Here is a 16,967-nt window from a genome sequence, read left to right on the forward strand (position 1 = left end):
TTTTTCCGTCAATTTGTTTATTTAAACAAGATTTTGATATTTTTTCATAAAATTGGTTTAAAGAACACTTATAAAGATAATTTAGTATAAAGATAGTTCTTAATTCTTTGAGAAAATTTTATAATAAAGGTATCAAGCAGAATACTAAGAAAAGGGGGGCATAACATGTGAACAAGACATTAAAGTTAGGTGCAGCCTTAATGTTAGTATCAGCTTTATTCATACCAGCCGAACCAGGTGAAGCAAAAGAACAGGAAAATAAGGAAACAGGACAAAATCCTCAAAGAGAGCATATTTCACTTGTGAAGACCCTTCCTGAAAAAGTAAGCCGTTTTCAATTTGATTCCGGCTATCATTTTCAGTATCCAGATGCTGTAAGGGGTATATATGTCACGGGACATTCAGCAGGGGGTGAAAAATTAAATAAATTAGTGAAATTGATGGATGATACCGATTTGAATGCGATGGTAATTGATATTAAGGACGATTGGGGTAACCTTACGTATATTCCAGAAGACAAATCACCATACACTGATATCGGAAAGCCTTACATAAAGGATCCCAAAAATGTCTTGAAAACCATGGAAGAAAAGCAAATTTATCCGATTGCACGGGTAGTCGTTTTCAAGGATTCTGTTCTTGCGAATAAAAAGCCTGAATGGTCGTATAAAGAGGGAAATACAGTATGGAAGAATGGCAGAGGTGAATCTTTTGTAAATCCATTTTTAAAAGAAGTTTGGGATTACAATATTGGAATTGCAATCGAAGCTGCAAAAATGGGATTTCAGGAAATTCAATTTGATTATGTCCGATTTCCTGAAGGGTTTGAACACCGTGATAGCTCCTTGAAATACAGTATGGGTGAATACGAAAATCTTAAAATTGAAAATGTACAAAAGCGTGTAAGTGCGGTTACTGACTTTGTCGAGTATGCCAGTAAGCAGCTTGAGCCATATGGAGTAAAGGTCTCAGTTGATATCTTTGGCTACACGGCGACCCTTCCTGAGGCACCGGGAATTGGCCAAAATTTTTCTAAGATCTCAGAACATGTGGATGTAATTTCTTCTATGATTTATCCAAGCCATTGGACATCTTATTTTGGCATAGCCAAACCGGACCTGGAACCTTATAAGCTTGTTTCTGAATATGCTAAACTTGAGAATAGAAAGTTGGGAGAGTTGAATAGTCCGCCTATATCCAGACCATGGCTGCAGGACTTTACAGCCTCTTATTTAGGAGCCGGAAATTATAAGAAGTATGGAAGAACGGAAGTTGAAGCGCAAATAAAGGCACTGAACGAACAGGGGATTAATGAATTTCTTTTGTGGAATGCAGGTAATTCGTATACACAAAACGTGGATTATACACCATAAAAGCAAGAAAGAGGCCGAGTATTTCGGTCTCTTTCTTGCTTTGTTTATCAATTAATTAAGTTACATATTATTTGACACGGATTTTGTATACGGTATCATAGTATAGAGGCATAGGCTATTGTTTTTTTTGTCCGCCTACGCTTTTCCATCCAGTCTGCACTTTTGCGGATTGATCCACGAATTCGGATTTATTTTTACCGCCAAAAAACTTTTCTCCAATACCATTAGTTAGTACACCTAACAAGGCAGTAAATCCAATTATAAGCAATGCAACAATCGTTAAATCAGTTATGTAACCAACCATGATAAACCTCCATCTTTCTTTTCACAGTCTCCTGTGATTAGTTAGTATATAACATCCCTAATCTTATTTTATTCGAAATTTTCCAGTATTAAAAGGGGAAATTCCACAAATACTTAATCTGATTGGAAATAATATAAGCCTAAGTAAGTAGGTGGAAGAGAAAGCTGGGAGCTTATCATGCTGGAATAAATATTTATGCTCTATAAACAATACGTTGTTTGCGGGCAAAAAAGGAGAAGATCCATGCATTGGTATGAAAAACTGAATCAATATTTCCCGATTGAAGAAATGAAATCAAGAGAACATATGGAAACCTTATTAAAGGAACGGTCAGACATCTATCATAAAGATGAAGGTCCACATCATGTGCTTATGTATGTAGAACTGGATAACTTTGTTTTTATTGATTATCTGTTTGTTTCGAAGGAATCCAGAGGACAGGGACTTGGCCATAAACTACTTCAAACGCTTAAAGCCAAAGGCAAACCGATCATATTGGAAGTTGAGCCGGTTGATTATGAAGACACGGATACTGAAAAGCGGCTCAAATTCTATAAAAGAGAAGGGTTTGAGCACGCCCAATCAATCGGGTACAGCCGCCGGTCTCTTGCGACCAATGAAGTCAACACAATGGAAATCCTATATTGGTCCCCTGAGAACGAAAGTGAAGAAATGATTTATGAAGCCATGAAGAAAACCTATGAAATGATTCATACTTATAAGGATTCGCATTTTTATGGAAAGTCATATCAGCCTGTAGATGAGGTTCTGACTTATGAAGAAAATAAAAATGGTACGGATGTCTTAGAGGATTTATAAGGATTTGGAAAAACACAGCCATTTTTGTAAATGGCTGTGTTTTCATTTTCATTCATTAATTGAGAAAATATTAATAAGCATTTTGGTTTATTTAAAATTAACAAGGGTATATATAGAATAATTTAGTATAAACAATAAAACTTCATACATAAATTTCCCTTAGGCTTAGGCTTAAGTAACTTTATGAAAGCAATTATAACAAAAAACATTTAAAAAAATGAAACTTTTTGCTTGTTCATTCGTCTTATTAAGTAGATTCTTATTCTTAAACCATTTGTTTAATGAATGTTTAATACTTTTATCATATTTATAAAAAGTTATACCAAATAAATATTGTTTAGTGTATAATTAATAATATAAATTCCTTGATTAAAGTTATTTTAATCTAGAAGACTCTAGAAATATTTGATTAAACAAATATAATCTCAGATAGTTTCATATATGTCTAAATTTAAGGAGTGTGAATTTGTAAAATGGTCACATTATACACTTCACCAAGTTGTACATCCTGCAGGAAAGCTAAATCATGGTTGGAAGAGCATGAAATTGCCTATAAAGAACGAAATATCTTTTCAGAACCGCTATCGATTGATGAAATTAAAGAAATTCTTCGAATGACTGAAGATGGAACAGATGAAATTATTTCAACTCGCTCAAAGACATTTCAAAAGCTTGATGTAAACCTTGAATCAATGCCTCTCCAAGATTTATTTGAGCTAATTAAGGAAAACCCGGGGCTGCTTCGCCGTCCGATCATTCTTGATGAAAAACGTTTGCAGGTTGGATATAATGAGGACGAAATAAGACGTTTCCTTCCAAGAAAAGTCCGTACTTACCAGTTGCGTGAAGCACAGCGTATGGTTAATTAACATAATACTTAAAATTGAGAGGCCTTCTTTCTGTTAACAGAAGAAGGTCTTTTTGTCTATTATGTGAAAAAAGAAAAAGGAAAATGGATATAATAAGAGAATATTTAATTAAGTCAAACGAGAAAAGGTGTACCACCTGGGACAATATAGGCATTTAACGGTTTTTTTAAACATATGACTTTTTAATTCCCTTTATGATCAATTTGTCATAAAATAAAAGTACAAGGTACAAAATACATTTTACCTTCAATTTAATCGGGGATTAACCAATTGATTTACGGGTAAATGGATAACACATGACTGCTGGGGGTATTTAGTCCCTTCAATCATAGCCAGAAGGGAGAGTTGCTGCATGGAAATCGAACGTATTAATGATCATACCGTTAAATTTTATATTTCTTATCTTGATATAGAAGAAAGAGGCTTTGACCGTGAAGAGATTTGGTACAATCGTGAGCGGAGTGAGGAACTCTTTTGGGAAATGATGGATGAAGTCCATCAGGAGGAAGAATTTCTTGTTGAAGGCCCTTTATGGATCCAGGTTCAGGCATTGGATAAAGGTTTGGAGGTTCTTGTAACAAAAGCTCAGCTATCAAAGGATGGTCAAAAGTTTGAACTTCCTGTCCCGGATGAAAAAGTGAAAGATTTGCCTGTGGATGAACATATAGAGGAAATGCTTGATCATCATTTCCGTAAATCCGATGATAATGATAATGAATATGAAGGAGATCTTGAGTTCCTATTATCGTTTAAAGATTTTGAAGACATTATTTCATTATCAAAGCGGTCAATTCTTGATTCCATTACCACAAAGCTGTATTCCTTTGAGGGGAAGTATTATTTATTCGCAGAGTTCCCTGAAGAGCTTTTTGAAGAGGACGACATAGATAACATGCTGAGTATTCTTCTTGAATACGGGCACGAAACAAGTACAACTATTCACCGTGTAATGGAATATGGTAAATTGATTATTGAAAAAGATGTTTTTGAAAATTTGAGAAAACATTTTAAATAGTAAAGCAAAGTCGATTTCACATTAGAAATCGGCTTTTTTATATGCGGACTTTTTCATAGCAGCAATTAATGAACATAAGAAAGAATTTTAAGAGAATATGTCGGATAAAAAGGAATTTAGTCATTAAAAATAGAACCATAAGGAAGAAAGGAGATGATCATTTGTTAGTTGCCTCAACAGAGAATGGGGTGCGAATAAACCTGATAGGTTCACACAGTATCCCGGCTTTACAGCAATACAGGGAAAAAAACAACTTTTTCTGCCCGGAATGCAAAGAGAAAGTAATAATGAAAATCGGAAAAAAGAGAATCCCGCATTTCAGCCACAGTAAGGGTTCTGAATGTCCGGAAAAGTATGAAAGGGAATCAGAATACCATATTTCCGGAAAGGTGCTATTGTTTCAATGGCTAAGGAAAAAAGGTTTAAATCCAACTCTGGAGCCATATTATCCGGAAATATCACAGCGGCCGGATATCGGTGTCCATTATGAAGGTGTACATTATGCTCTGGAATATCAATGCTCAAGCATTTCTGAGGAGTTATTTATAAAGCGTACGGAAGCATACTTTCAGGCAGGCATCGTTCCAATTTGGATACTGGCAGGAAAAAGTATTAAGCGTATTGGCAAATCAAAAATTTCTTTATCTGGTTTCCAGTACCTATTCCTTCGGCAAACACCTTCAGGCCATTGGGTAATCCCTTCTTTTTGCCCCAATACAAAATCGTTTATCAATATTCACAATATCCAGCCCCTCACCGTCAGAAATGCCTGCGCGCATTATGATGTGAAGCCTGTTTTCCAAGCAGATCCAGCTATATTATTTAATCCATATTATAAAAATAATATAAATATAGATGAATGGAAAAGAGAAGTTCGGAAAATAAAGGATTCCCTTTCACATAATAGCGGTGCTATTAGAAATAACTTTCTTCAGGATTTATACTCCCGCTCAATTGCTCCTTCGTTCCTCCCGCCTGAAATTGGCCTTCCTGTACGTCATTCTCCATATATTGAAACCTCACCTATACAGTGGCAGAGTTATTTGTTTATGGATATAGTCGGTAAAGAGAGGCCCTTCTCACTTCCGCAGATGATTGCAGGCTTTTGCAACAGGGTAAAGAATAACGATATAAAAGTCAGATCAATCCCACTTGTGCAAACCGGGTCCGAAATCCATGCGATTAAAGAATATCTTGATGCCCTTATTAACTTAAACATTGTTAGACATGCAGGAAAAGGTTTATACAAAAAAACTGCATTAAGCGGTGAGCCTGATCATTACTCCCGTATAATCCAAATAGAGAACGATTTTTATAGAGGCATCACTCAAAAGATTTTGCAGGGCGAATAAATGAAAAAGTCTTATTTAACATAAAATAATCAAAGACTTCCACTTTTGCTCTTTAAAAAGCAGGAATTTTTTTCTTCAAAGAGAAGATAGTGTAATGGGACTTTTGAATGGAGGATGAATGTATGGCTAATGAAACAACTGTAAAGAAACTGCCGGCAAGGAATGAGATTTCACCTGAAGATACGTGGCGTTTGGAGGATATATTCCCTTCTGATGATGACTGGAACAGGGAATACAATGAGGTGCAGAAGCTGATTCCGGATGCAGGAAAGTATCAGGGCAAGCTCGGGGAAAGTGCTGCAACCTTATATACAGCGCTTCAGTTCCAGGATCATTTACTTTCGCGCCTTGGGAAGCTTTATACATATGCCCATATGCGTTATGACCAGGATACAACAAATTCATTTTATCAAGGAATGGATGACAAAATTAAAAATTTGTATTCTGAAGCTGCAAGTGCACTTGCCTTTATTGTTCCTGAGCTGCTTGCTGAAGATGAAGAGAAGATTGCCGGATTTTTAAAGGAAAAAACCGAGCTGCAATTATATAAACATTCCCTGGAGGAAATTAACCTTCAAAGGCCACATGTGTTATCTGCTGAGCAGGAATCCCTGCTTGCTCAGGCTTCCGAGGTGCTTGGAGCTTCCAGTAATACATTTGGCATGCTGAATAATGCTGATTTGGAGTTTCCATCCATTAAAGATGAAAATGGGGAAGAAGTCGAAATTACTCATGGACGATTCATCCGTTTTCTTGAAAGTGATGAGCAGCGTGTCCGGCATGATGCTTTCAAAGCTGTATATGAGACTTATGGGAAGTTTCGCAATACATTTGCAAGCACTCTAAGCGGAAACGTAAAAAAAGATAATTTCAATGCAAAGATCCGGAATTATGATTCCGCGCGCCATGCTGCCCTTTCTGCGAATAATATTCCTGAAAGTGTATATGAAAACCTGGTTAATACCATTAACGATAACCTGCATTTGCTGCATCGCTATGTCAAGCTCCGCAAGAGGGTTCTTGGTGTTAAGGAGCTTCATATGTATGATCTCTATACTCCTTTGGTGAAGGAGGTAAAAATGAAGATTCCTTATAATGAGGCAAAAGATCTGATTTTAAAAGGATTGAAGCCTCTTGGTGAAGACTATTTAAATATTTTAAAAGAGGGTTTTGAAAATAGGTGGGTAGATGTTCATGAGAATAAGGGCAAAAGAAGCGGGGCTTATTCTTCGGGGACATATGGCACCAACCCATATATACTTATGAACTGGCAGGACAATGTGAACAACTTATTTACTCTGGCTCATGAATTTGGACATTCTGTTCACAGCTATTACACAAGAAAATATCAGCCCTACCCTTATGGAAACTACTCAATTTTTGTTGCTGAGGTTGCTTCTACTTGTAATGAAGCCCTCTTAAATGATTATCTGCTAAAAACAATTGATGATGATAAGAAGCGGCTGTATCTGCTGAATCACTATCTTGAAGGGTTTAGAGGCACTGTTTTCCGCCAGACCATGTTTGCCGAATTTGAACATCTCATTCATCAAAAGGCGCAAAACAATGAAGCATTGACTGCTGATTCATTGACTAAAGAATATTATGAACTCAATAAGAAGTATTTTGGGGAAGAAGAAATCATAATTGATGAGGAAATCGGTCTGGAATGGTCCAGAATCCCACATTTCTACTATAATTATTATGTTTATCAATATGCAACAGGCTTCAGTGCGGCTACTGCCTTAAGCAAGCAAATTCTTAAGGAAGGGCAGCCTGCAGTTGACAGATATATTGAATTCCTTAAGTCCGGCAGCTCAGATTACCCAATTGAAGTGCTAAAGAAAGCGGGTGTGGATATGACGAGCAGCAAGCCGATTGAAGATGCCTGCAAAGTATTTGAAGAAAAGCTTAATGAAATGGAAAGCTTGCTTTCTTAACAGTGAAGGTGCCAGGCTAAATGCCCGGCACCTTTTTTGATGGTTCAAAACCCCTTAAATCTCCTTCGATCATTCAAATATAAACATAAGATCAGGAGTGAAATAAATAGAATAGGTGACGTAATGAAAAGGGGGATAAGCTTCATCAGGCCAAAAATATTCAAAATAAAGGAGACTAAAATGAGCATCAGCATCAGAAATACAGGCACTTTTATCATATTGCAGTCTCCTCCTTGGGCAGATTTAAAACTATTTTATGCGGTTGTCCAGAGTGTCATGACTTGATTTTGACAATATTGTGAAAAAAAGCACAAACTTATTGTCATGTTCTTTTATGTCATGATATATTACAGATGTGAAGTTAATCACATGCAAACATTTACCCCTTTTGTTTGAACGTGAAAAATTTCTCCCATCCCCTTTGTTCGTAAATAAAAAAAACATGAAAGAGCCGTGCATGAGACTGCATGGTTTTTTCATGGAAAAAATCAAGCTGTGCATTTTGCACAGCTTGATTACCCTGAATATCTCCAGAAATTACCGTATTTCGCAGGTACATATTCAGCAATTTGCTTTAGCTGGAGCTTTTTCATTTCCTTGTTCACTTCGCTGTCTGTCATATCGTATACTACAGAGATCTCCTTACTGGCCACCAGCTTAAAATATTTTAAGAAATATTCCAGGGGCGGCAGAGGAGCACGCTCAGGCTTAGCAGGCAGCATTTCTTCCAAAATCTGTTCATAAATTTCATAAGGGTAATATCCGGTTACTTTAATGCCTTCGTCTTCTATGTTTTCATTGAAAAAGACAAGAGTGGGTATTTCTTGAACATCCATTTCAGATGTTATTTTTAAATCGCATTGAAAAGCTTTGGCTGCACTATCTGAATGAATATCAGAAACAAATTCTACTACATCAAGACCGACTTCTTTAGCACAATCCTTTAAAACGTCAAAATTTGACACATTCTGCTTTTCAAGAAATAAAACCTCCTGAAGCTTGCGTAAAAATCTGATGCCAGCTTTTCTCCCTTGTAATTCAGCCGCTTTTATTGCAACTGAAGCCAGATGAGGTGAAGAAATTGGATTCTCGAACCAGAGGTTTCCATCACATGACATTCCAGAGCGGCTTGCTGTCTTTTCCCACAAATCAGCAATGTTTTCGTAATTTTGTTTTTTTCCCATATTTAACGTTGCCAGCCTGCCGCTTAATACATGCTTTATGGAAAAATAGCGGCCGTATTCAATCAGTAACTTTTTTAAGGTTGGCTCCAGAGCCCAGCATTCAGGGCAAAGGGGGTCAACAAACATATAGACTTCTATGGGCTTTTTTTCACTGCCGTAGCAATGCGGTGATGTAAACTTGATTTCATTGGATTCTGGCATATTCACGGGCTATCACCTTTCACGCCGGCCTCAGGTGTATTGATCATATGCTGAGCAGTGAGCACAAGTCTGGAAAAAAAGTCTTCCCTCATTTGTCCATCCAGCCCAATTTCGTCCATCGCTTCATTCATGCATGAAAGCCATGCCCTAGCCCTGGTTTCTGTTATAGGAAAAGGCATGTGCCGCGCGCGGAGCATAGGATGTCCATGTTCTGAAGTATATAAAGGAGGCCCCCCTAAATACTGAGTCATAAATTGTTTTTGTTTTCTGGCTGTCTCTGTCAGGTCATCTGGAAAAATAGGAACGAGATCAGGATGTTGTCCTACGCGCAGGTAAAAAGCGTCAATTAGCTGGTGAAGCTTTTCCTCACCAATAGCGTCGAAGGGAGTGTGCATTTTCTCGGCCATATTTAAAACTCCTTTTATGAGTTAATCATTTGTAAAAAAACTTCCTATTTAATATCAATTGCTGTGATCTCTTTATATTTTATCAATGAGGGATTTATATCTCAAACAAATAGCTTACTGTAACCTTTTAACGTCTCCTTGGCAAGCTTATTTTTTTAGTATGGATTAAGCACATGCTGTCAATCCGGAACATTTGCTGAAAAAAACATAAAAAAGCCGCCCGGTAAATCGGGCGGCAGTTCTGAAGCTTAAGCCATAAACGAAGTGGTAACTTTCTTTATGTAATTTAGGGTTTCTTTAAAAGGGGGGACACCCCCGTATTTATCTACATTTCCAGGTCCGGCATTATAGGCTGCCAGTGCCAGTTCTACATTATCCCCATACCTGTCCATCATTTGACGTAAATATTTTACTCCTGCAAAAATGTTTTCTGCGGGGTCGAAAATATTTTTAACGCCAAGCCCCCTGGCTGTATCCGGCATTAGCTGCATCAAGCCGGAAGCACCTGCATGACTGACGGCATTCGGATTAAAGTTTGATTCCTGTTTAATGACTGACTTAATTAGATTAACAGGTACATTAAACATATCTGATGCTTTTTGAATCAGATCATCAAAATCACTTTTTGAGGATTCGGCGAACTTGGTTAGTTTAACTGGTGGAAGAGCGGCTGCTGCAAGGGAATCTGTTTGTAAAGCGCTAATATAAGGCTTTAAAGACGCAACTGCTCCAAGCCCGCCTGTGATTTGGCGTGGCGAACCATTATTTTCTGAAACTAATCCTGAAAGCAGCTCCTGAAACAGAGGGTTAGAAGTATTTGTTTGCTTAGAGATATTGAATCCTTGCAGTGCCTGCAGCTCCATCAATATTTTTAGCTGTTCTATGTTCATTATATTGCTCCTTGGCAAAAGGTCCGCTTCTATTAATCCTTTTGCTGTCTGTATTTTTCGTTGTAAAACCTCTTAATTTTATTTTCGGTCTTCCTGACAGGAATGTTAAGCTGCTGAAGTAAATTAAGAAAAGCCGATTTACCTTCAATCCGATTATCCACTTCAAATTCTATCTCAAAATCTTCCTTATTTAAATAGCGGCTATGATCAAGTACAGCCAATCCTTTATTGTATTCCTTTTCTGCACGTTTTGTTGTGAGAGTACCAAAGTATTGAAGGTTATCTGTCTTTATTCCGAGCTCTTCTATAGATTGTATTATCTCTTCCCTGGGAATTTTCCCGGTCTGAATCATCGCTGCTGCTTCGGACTCAGTAAGATTTTCATTGGTCTCCAGAAGCCCTTCAGGGTGGGGCTGTTTAAGAGTCAATTCAAATGAGTCGTTTTTCTGCCTGATCCTTAATGCACTTCCTTTTGCCTTCAAAAGAAAATCAGGTGTATCGAAATAATGATTCTCCTGTTCGGAAAAATCTTCACTTCCTATATTCAGAAAATTCATTAAATCGGTAAATTCTCCTCTGGTGATCATGTTTTTAAATTCAATTTCAATATTTTTATTAGACAAGCCTGTACACCTCAGCTATAAGTAATTACCTGTATTATCTCCTTATTCAGCATGGACTTCAATCCTTTGAAGATCTTTTTAAGCTTGTGATAAATTCAATCAGGGAGTTTGCATCCTGAGGTATAAAAATTGCAGCAGGGGTTTTACTGTCCATAAAATCTGCGATAGAATAGGTAATGACAATGGAGGTAGAAAAATGAAACAGAAACTTACAGTTGTAAATGCAGAATGGATTGAAAATGAATTAATTTTGGAAATAGAAGCTGGAACAGTCTCAGGCTTAACTGCCATACGGCAAATATTGGCTGATTCCGACAACCTTTCATTTATTTATATAGCAGAACAAAATGATGATTATACATATATTTCCCTTCCGGAAACAGTCTGGACGGAACTTAAAAAGGCACTTGATGGCCAGATGCGTGTTTTTGCTTCTGATCGTAATCATGATCGTATTGAACTGGCAGGCTTTCATGAGGAATTAGGAGATTTAATAGAAAATATCCGCGGGAACAGCAATTATGGTAATGAAATGGTAGAAAAAGTAGAGAACATATTTTAATTAATGTTTAAATTAAGAAAAACTTGGATAAAGAGATAGGCTGTGTTACCTCCTCTCGAAGTCGGGGGTAATCGAGGCACTTGCGCTTTTCTAACTTCGGATATTTGGTGGTGTTGCAGGTGAAGCATTGGGACTTATTTTTGGCGCCATATAAGCAGGCGGTTGAAGAGTTGAAAGTAAAGCTAAAAGGCATGAGAAGCCAATTTGAAATGGATTCTTCCCATTCTCCGATTGAATTTGTTACCGGGAGGGTAAAGCCTATTGCCAGCATTTTAGATAAGGCAAATCAAAAAGGCATTCCACTTGACAGATTGGAATCGGAAATGCAGGATATTGCCGGTGTAAGAATGATGTGCCAATTTGTTGATGATATTAAGAGAGTGGTTGAACTATTAAGACAAAGAAATGACTTTGAAATTGTTGAAGAAAGAGACTATATATCTCATAAAAAAGCTAGCGGTTACCGCTCATACCATGTCGTGATCCGCTATCCTGTTCAGACAATCAAGGGAGAGAAGAAAATTCTTGCAGAGATTCAGATCCGAACGCTTGCCATGAACTTCTGGGCAACGGTTGAACATTCCCTGAATTACAAATATAAGGGCCAATTCCCTGAAGATATTCAGATGAGGCTTCAGCGGGCGGCAGAGGCTGCTTTCAGGCTTGATGAAGAAATGTCACTCATTCGCGGTGAAATACAGGATGCCCAGGCATTCTTTACAAGAAAAAAGGAAAAGCAGCAAAAGGGAGAAAACTAACAGTATAAAAGAGGAGCTTGGATAATATGAAATTTGCCATTACCTCAAAAGGAGATTCAAAATCTAATACACTCATGCACAAAATGAGGACCTATTTATTGGACTTCGAGCTTACATATGATGAAGAAGAGCCTGATATAGTCATATCGGTAGGCGGGGATGGCACTTTACTCTATGCCTTTCACCGATACAGCAGCCGCCTGGACAAGACCGCGTTTGTAGGTATACACACAGGTCATCTTGGGTTTTATGCAGATTGGGTGCCGGAGGAAATCGAAAAGCTTGTCATTGCAATTGCCAAAACCCCTTATCAGGTGATTGAATATCCGCTCCTTGAAGTGATTATCCGCTACCAGCATGGCGGCAAAGAAACCCGTTATCTTGCATTAAATGAATCTACGGTCAAGGCGGTGGAAGGTACCTTAGTAATGGATGTGGAAATACGCGGCCAGCATTTTGAAAGGTTCCGCGGAGATGGCCTTTGTGTGTCTACACCATCAGGAAGTACAGCTTATAATAAGGCGCTGGGTGGTGCCATTCTGCATCCATCCCTGCCAGCCATCCAGCTTGCTGAGATGGCTTCCATTAATAATAAGGTATTCCGTACAGTAGGCTCGCCGCTCGTACTGCCGGCCCACCATACATGCATGCTGAAGCCAGTGAATGAACCGGATTTTCAAATTACTATTGATCATTTGACACTTCTACATAAAGATGTAAAATCAATTCAATTCAGAGTGGCAGATGAGAAGATCCGTTTTGCCAGGTTCAGGCCATTTCCATTCTGGAAAAGGGTCCACGATTCTTTTGTTGCTGATTGAAGAAAGGTCACCATCTGACAGAACAGGAGCCTACAGCTCATGGCACGTTTTGAATTACAATGGAAAATTTCAGCCCGGCAGGCGGGCTTGATAATCAGGGAGTTTTTAAAAGACAATCATATTTCCAAAACTGCACTGACAGATATAAAATTTGCAGGCGGCTTCATTCAAGTAAATAGTCAGGAAGTCAATGTCCGCTATGTGTTAAAGGAAGGTGATGTCCTTCAGGTTGGTTTCCCTGAAGAAGTTCCGAGCGAAGGAATGAAGGGGGAAGACTTGCCCCTTGATATTCTTTATGAAGATGATCATCTTCTTGTAGTAAATAAACCGGCAGGTATGAGTTCCATTCCTTCCAGAGAACATCCATCCGGAAGTCTGGCTAATCGGCTGATTGGATATTATCAGCGAATCGGCTTAAAGTCTGCGGCCCATATTGTGACAAGATTGGATAGAGATACATCCGGACTGGTTCTGATTGCTAAACACAGACATGTACATCATTTGTTTAGCGAGCAGCAGCGCTCACGAAGAATCCAGCGCATTTATGAAGCCTTTGCGGAAGGCTCAATCTGTCCGGATGCAGGAACAATAGAACAGCCGATTGCGCGAAAAAAAGACAGTATTATTGAGCGGGAAGTCAATGAGGAAGGCCAATACGCATGTACTCATTATCAGGTCATCAGCCGGCATAAAGAATTTACACATGTAAAGCTGAAGCTTGATACTGGCCGGACTCATCAGATCAGAGTTCATTTGGCATGGCTTGGTTATCCTCTTGCAGGTGACGAATTATATGGGGGCACAAGACTGTTCATCAGGCGGCAGGCGCTTCACTGCTGCAGCCTTTCCTTCGAACACCCCTTCCTGCACAAAACCCTTGAATTTGAACAACCGCTTCCAGAAGACATGAATAGTCTTTTGTCGCAGGTCCGAAAGAAGGACAAAGATTAAGAACGCCACTTCCTCCCAAAAGCTTGCGCATTTGGTCGTGCGAGGCTCATGCTGACGAAGCCTTCCTTGTCCTGTGAGCTTCAACTAACAATCAGTGGGGGATAAAGAGCTCCCACTGATTAGTTTCACTTTAAAAAAGCCGGCATTTGCCGGCTTTTTGGTTACATCTTTCTGAATTTATCTTCAACATAAGGCATGCGGGATTGGACAGATATAAATTGCATTTCCGGATATCTAAGCGCGGTTAATTTATTACCAAAAACAGCACCTGTATCTATATTAAACGTGTTATTAATTCTCCTCACTTCCTTTACTGGAGTATGGCCATAGACGATTACAGCCTCACCCTCATACGCTTTTGCCCAATCCCGTCTAACAGGTGTGCCGTCTGGATTTTTTTCTCCTGTAATATCACCATACAAAACAAAGGTTTTTACTTTTGAGGAATGTTTGCCAATATAGCTTTCCTTAATTCCAGCATGGGCGATAACCAGCTTGTTGTTATCGAGTACCTGGTATAGAGGTGCGTTTTCATATAACTCCATAAATTTCTGTCTGACCTCCTCCTGTGCTTGGAGGACAAGCTGCTCAAATTCAGCGACTGTTGTTTCAAGTCCATGTGTAATTTGCACTTTATTCCCTAAAAAGAAGCGGTAGAGTTTATTGCAATGGTTGCCAGGGACATAGTATCCCAAGTTGTTTGCTGCAAGGTTATATACTGTATCAATGACTGCAAGTGAACCTGGGCCTCTGTCAGTTAAGTCTCCGACAAAGGCCAGTTTTCTGCCGCTTGGATGGACAGGAAATCCCTTTTCCCAGCTATAGTCCAGTTCTAAAGTCAGCTCTTTAAATTCAGCAAAGCAGCCGTGGATATCACCAATAATATCAAGTCTCATTTTTTAGGCTCCTTTAAAGTTCTACTGTTATCATATCAATTTTCATAATCTTTATCATGACACTTTATTTTTCAAGCAGCAGAAAAAGCTTTAACGATTTTATGTTCAAAGAATGGGAAAATTAAATTTATCGCAGTCCAACGGAACAGTGTAAGACCCCCGCTTCAAAGGACCAAGGAACCAATGGAGGATAAGTGGGTGTCAAACTGCCCAATCTAGCTGCGGCTCCTAGGGGCTCGAGGTCATTAGCCAATCAGCTGATGGGAAGAAAAGCACTTCCCACCATCTGCTCGTCTAATGCTTGTCACCCCTGGGCAAGTCACCTCGCTTTATAATGTAAAGGCCCGAAAAAAGGACGAAGACTAAAAACGCCACGTCCTCCCAAAATGCTGCCGCTTTCGGTCGTGCGATGCTTATGCTGACGAAGCCATCCTTGTCCTGTGGGCCTCAACTAACAATCAGCGGGGAGAAAATCACTCCCTACTGATTGAAATTTCACTTTATGGATTGCTCAGAGACGACAAAAAAACAAAGATTTGCTAGTATAGTTAAGTACATTTTCCTGTTAACCAACAGAGTATGGATGCTTTATGAGAGGAGGTTAATTTTGTATGGAAGATCATGCAGAGGAAAGATCAGGATCTCAAATCAATGCCAGTCTTTTAATCCAATCTTTACAAAATGATGAAATTGATATCTTCAGAAATGAATTTCTTGATATGCACCCATATGATCAGGCTTCATTTTTTAAAGATCTGGATGAGGACATCCGCGCAAAAATTTATCTTTATTTATCTCCTGAAGAAATGGCAGCTCTTTTTGAAAATCTGGAGATTGAGGAAGAAGATTATAAAGACGTTCTTGCTGAGATGAATCCCCATTATGCAGCAGATATGCTTTCTGAAATGTATGCCGATGATGCGGTTGATGTTTTAAATGAACTTGATAAAGACCAGGTTGTCAGCTATTTAACAATTATGGATGATGAATCGGCGAAAGAAATTAAGGATTTGCTTCATTACGAAGAATATACAGCAGGAAGTATTATGACAACCGAATTTGTGTCTCTCTCAGCCAATCAGACGGTACGTTCTGCTATGTATATCTTAAAGAATGAGGCGCCTAGGGCTGAAACCATTTATTATGTGTACGTTGTTAATGACGAAAAAAAGCTTATTGGCGTCATTTCATTAAGGGATTTAATAGTAAGTGACGATGATACCATGATTTCTGAAATAACCAATGACAGAGTAGTTTCGGTATCGGTGGGAGAGGACCAGGAAGAAGTTGCAAGAAAAATTAAGGACTATAACTTCCTGGCTGTTCCGGTTGTGGATTTTCAAAACCATTTGCTGGGCATTATCACAGTTGATGATATCATGGACGTCATGGAAGAAGAAGCATCTGATGATTACTCCAAATTAGCTGCTGTATCCGATATGGATCATATTGACCGTAATCCAGTTGCTGCTGCGCGTAAACGGCTTCCCTGGCTTATCATCCTGCTGTTTTTGGGTATGTTAACTGCAAGCCTTATCGGCAGGTTTGAGGACACATTGGATAAGGTGGCTATTCTGGCTGTCTTCATTCCTCTTATTGCAGGGATGGCTGGAAATACCGGGACTCAGGCATTGGCCGTTGCTGTACGGGGTATTGCAACAGGAGACCTGGAGAAAGAAAATAAATGGAAATTGGTTATAAGGGAAGCAGGGACAGGATTAATTAATGGAAGTATTTGCGGTATCCTTGTTACTTTCATTGTTTACTTCTGGAAAGGAAATTTCTTTCTGGGTATTTTAGTTGGCGTTTCAATTTTGTTTACATTGATTGTAGCTACCCTTGCCGGTGCACTTATCCCTTTACTAATGCACAGGATTAAAATTGATCCGGCTGTAGCGTCAGGTCCATTTATTACAACCATCAATGATTTGATCAGTATTTTAATTTATTTTGGAATGGCGACATTATTTATGAGTTATTTAACAGGTTAAGGGGGTTATAT

Annotated in this window: 17 protein-coding genes; 11 read left to right on the forward strand and 6 right to left on the reverse strand. The window is 38.7% G+C overall.

Annotated elements, in window-relative coordinates; translation table 11 throughout:
• Window positions 1-200 precede the first annotated feature (200 nt).
• Window positions 201-1,373 (forward strand): putative glycoside hydrolase, encoded by a 1,173-nt coding sequence (locus PBF_RS03665; RefSeq protein ID WP_430515279.1) that lies wholly within the window; start codon window positions 201-203, stop codon window positions 1,371-1,373.
• A gap of 115 nt (window positions 1,374-1,488) precedes the next feature.
• Here the strand turns inward: PBF_RS03665 and PBF_RS03670 are convergent, their stop codons facing one another.
• On the reverse strand, window positions 1,489-1,677 hold the full coding sequence (locus PBF_RS03670) for a hypothetical protein (protein WP_035327246.1): 189 nt from the start codon (window positions 1,675-1,677) through the stop codon (window positions 1,489-1,491).
• A gap of 243 nt (window positions 1,678-1,920) precedes the next feature.
• On the opposite strand from PBF_RS03670, the gene PBF_RS03675 reads away from it, so the two are divergent.
• From PBF_RS03675 to pepF, 5 genes are all read left to right on the forward strand, one after another.
• On the forward strand, window positions 1,921-2,496 hold the full coding sequence (locus tag PBF_RS03675; protein WP_035327248.1) for a GNAT family N-acetyltransferase: 576 nt from the start codon (window positions 1,921-1,923) through the stop codon (window positions 2,494-2,496).
• Between the two features lie 473 nt (window positions 2,497-2,969).
• Window positions 2,970-3,365, forward strand: a complete 396-nt coding sequence (spxA, locus tag PBF_RS03680) for a transcriptional regulator SpxA (RefSeq protein ID WP_009331204.1) — start codon at window positions 2,970-2,972, stop codon at window positions 3,363-3,365.
• Between the two features lie 352 nt (window positions 3,366-3,717).
• Window positions 3,718-4,380, forward strand: a complete 663-nt coding sequence (mecA, locus tag PBF_RS03685; RefSeq protein ID WP_035327251.1) for an adaptor protein MecA — start codon at window positions 3,718-3,720, stop codon at window positions 4,378-4,380.
• A gap of 161 nt (window positions 4,381-4,541) precedes the next feature.
• Entirely contained in the window at window positions 4,542-5,732 is a 1,191-nt protein-coding gene (locus PBF_RS03690; protein ID WP_035327254.1) for a competence protein CoiA, read from the forward strand.
• A 122-nt stretch (window positions 5,733-5,854) separates the two neighbouring features.
• Window positions 5,855-7,672 carry an oligoendopeptidase F gene (gene pepF / locus PBF_RS03695; RefSeq protein WP_035327257.1) on the forward strand — a complete coding sequence of 606 codons (1,818 nt, stop codon included), beginning with the start codon at window positions 5,855-5,857 and terminating at the stop codon, window positions 7,670-7,672.
• 515 nt (window positions 7,673-8,187) lie between these two features.
• Here the strand turns inward: pepF and PBF_RS03705 are convergent.
• The 4 genes from PBF_RS03705 to PBF_RS03720 form a co-directional block, all read right to left on the reverse strand.
• Window positions 8,188-9,057: a ClpXP adapter SpxH family protein gene (locus PBF_RS03705; protein WP_035327588.1), complete on the reverse strand. Its 870-nt coding sequence runs from the start codon at window positions 9,055-9,057 to the stop codon at window positions 8,188-8,190.
• Window positions 9,058-9,059: 2 nt separating this feature from the next.
• A complete protein-coding gene (locus PBF_RS03710) occupies window positions 9,060-9,464 on the reverse strand; it encodes a globin (protein WP_035327263.1) in 405 nt (134 codons plus the stop codon).
• Between the two features lie 248 nt (window positions 9,465-9,712).
• A complete protein-coding gene (locus PBF_RS03715; RefSeq protein ID WP_035327265.1) occupies window positions 9,713-10,354 on the reverse strand; it encodes a lytic transglycosylase domain-containing protein in 642 nt (213 codons plus the stop codon).
• Window positions 10,355-10,386: 32 nt separating this feature from the next.
• Window positions 10,387-10,977: a CYTH domain-containing protein gene (locus PBF_RS03720; protein ID WP_035327268.1), complete on the reverse strand. Its 591-nt coding sequence runs from the start codon at window positions 10,975-10,977 to the stop codon at window positions 10,387-10,389.
• Between the two features lie 196 nt (window positions 10,978-11,173).
• Here PBF_RS03720 and PBF_RS03725 point away from each other — a divergent pair, with 196 nt between their 5' ends.
• The 4 genes from PBF_RS03725 (at window position 11,174) to PBF_RS03740 (ending at window position 14,069) form a co-directional block, all read left to right on the forward strand.
• On the forward strand, window positions 11,174-11,539 hold the full coding sequence (locus tag PBF_RS03725; protein WP_035327271.1) for a hypothetical protein: 366 nt from the start codon (window positions 11,174-11,176) through the stop codon (window positions 11,537-11,539).
• Between the two features lie 119 nt (window positions 11,540-11,658).
• A complete protein-coding gene (locus PBF_RS03730) occupies window positions 11,659-12,297 on the forward strand; it encodes a GTP pyrophosphokinase (protein WP_035327274.1) in 639 nt (212 codons plus the stop codon).
• A gap of 26 nt (window positions 12,298-12,323) precedes the next feature.
• Entirely contained in the window at window positions 12,324-13,118 is a 795-nt protein-coding gene (locus tag PBF_RS03735; RefSeq protein ID WP_009331194.1) for an NAD kinase, read from the forward strand.
• Window positions 13,119-13,157: 39 nt separating this feature from the next.
• A complete protein-coding gene (locus PBF_RS03740; RefSeq protein WP_035327276.1) occupies window positions 13,158-14,069 on the forward strand; it encodes an RluA family pseudouridine synthase in 912 nt (303 codons plus the stop codon).
• A gap of 161 nt (window positions 14,070-14,230) precedes the next feature.
• On the opposite strand, the gene prpE is transcribed toward PBF_RS03740, so the two are convergent.
• On the reverse strand, window positions 14,231-14,965 hold the full coding sequence (gene prpE / locus PBF_RS03745) for a bis(5'-nucleosyl)-tetraphosphatase PrpE (protein WP_035327278.1): 735 nt from the start codon (window positions 14,963-14,965) through the stop codon (window positions 14,231-14,233).
• Window positions 14,966-15,576: 611 nt separating this feature from the next.
• Here prpE and mgtE point away from each other — a divergent pair.
• Window positions 15,577-16,956: a magnesium transporter gene (gene mgtE, locus PBF_RS03750; protein WP_035327280.1), complete on the forward strand. Its 1,380-nt coding sequence runs from the start codon at window positions 15,577-15,579 to the stop codon at window positions 16,954-16,956.
• Window positions 16,957-16,967: the final 11 nt, after the last annotated feature.

The organism is Cytobacillus firmus DS1 (genome assembly GCF_000565285.1).
GTDB lineage: Bacteria > Bacillota > Bacilli > Bacillales > Cytobacillaceae > Cytobacillus > Cytobacillus firmus_A.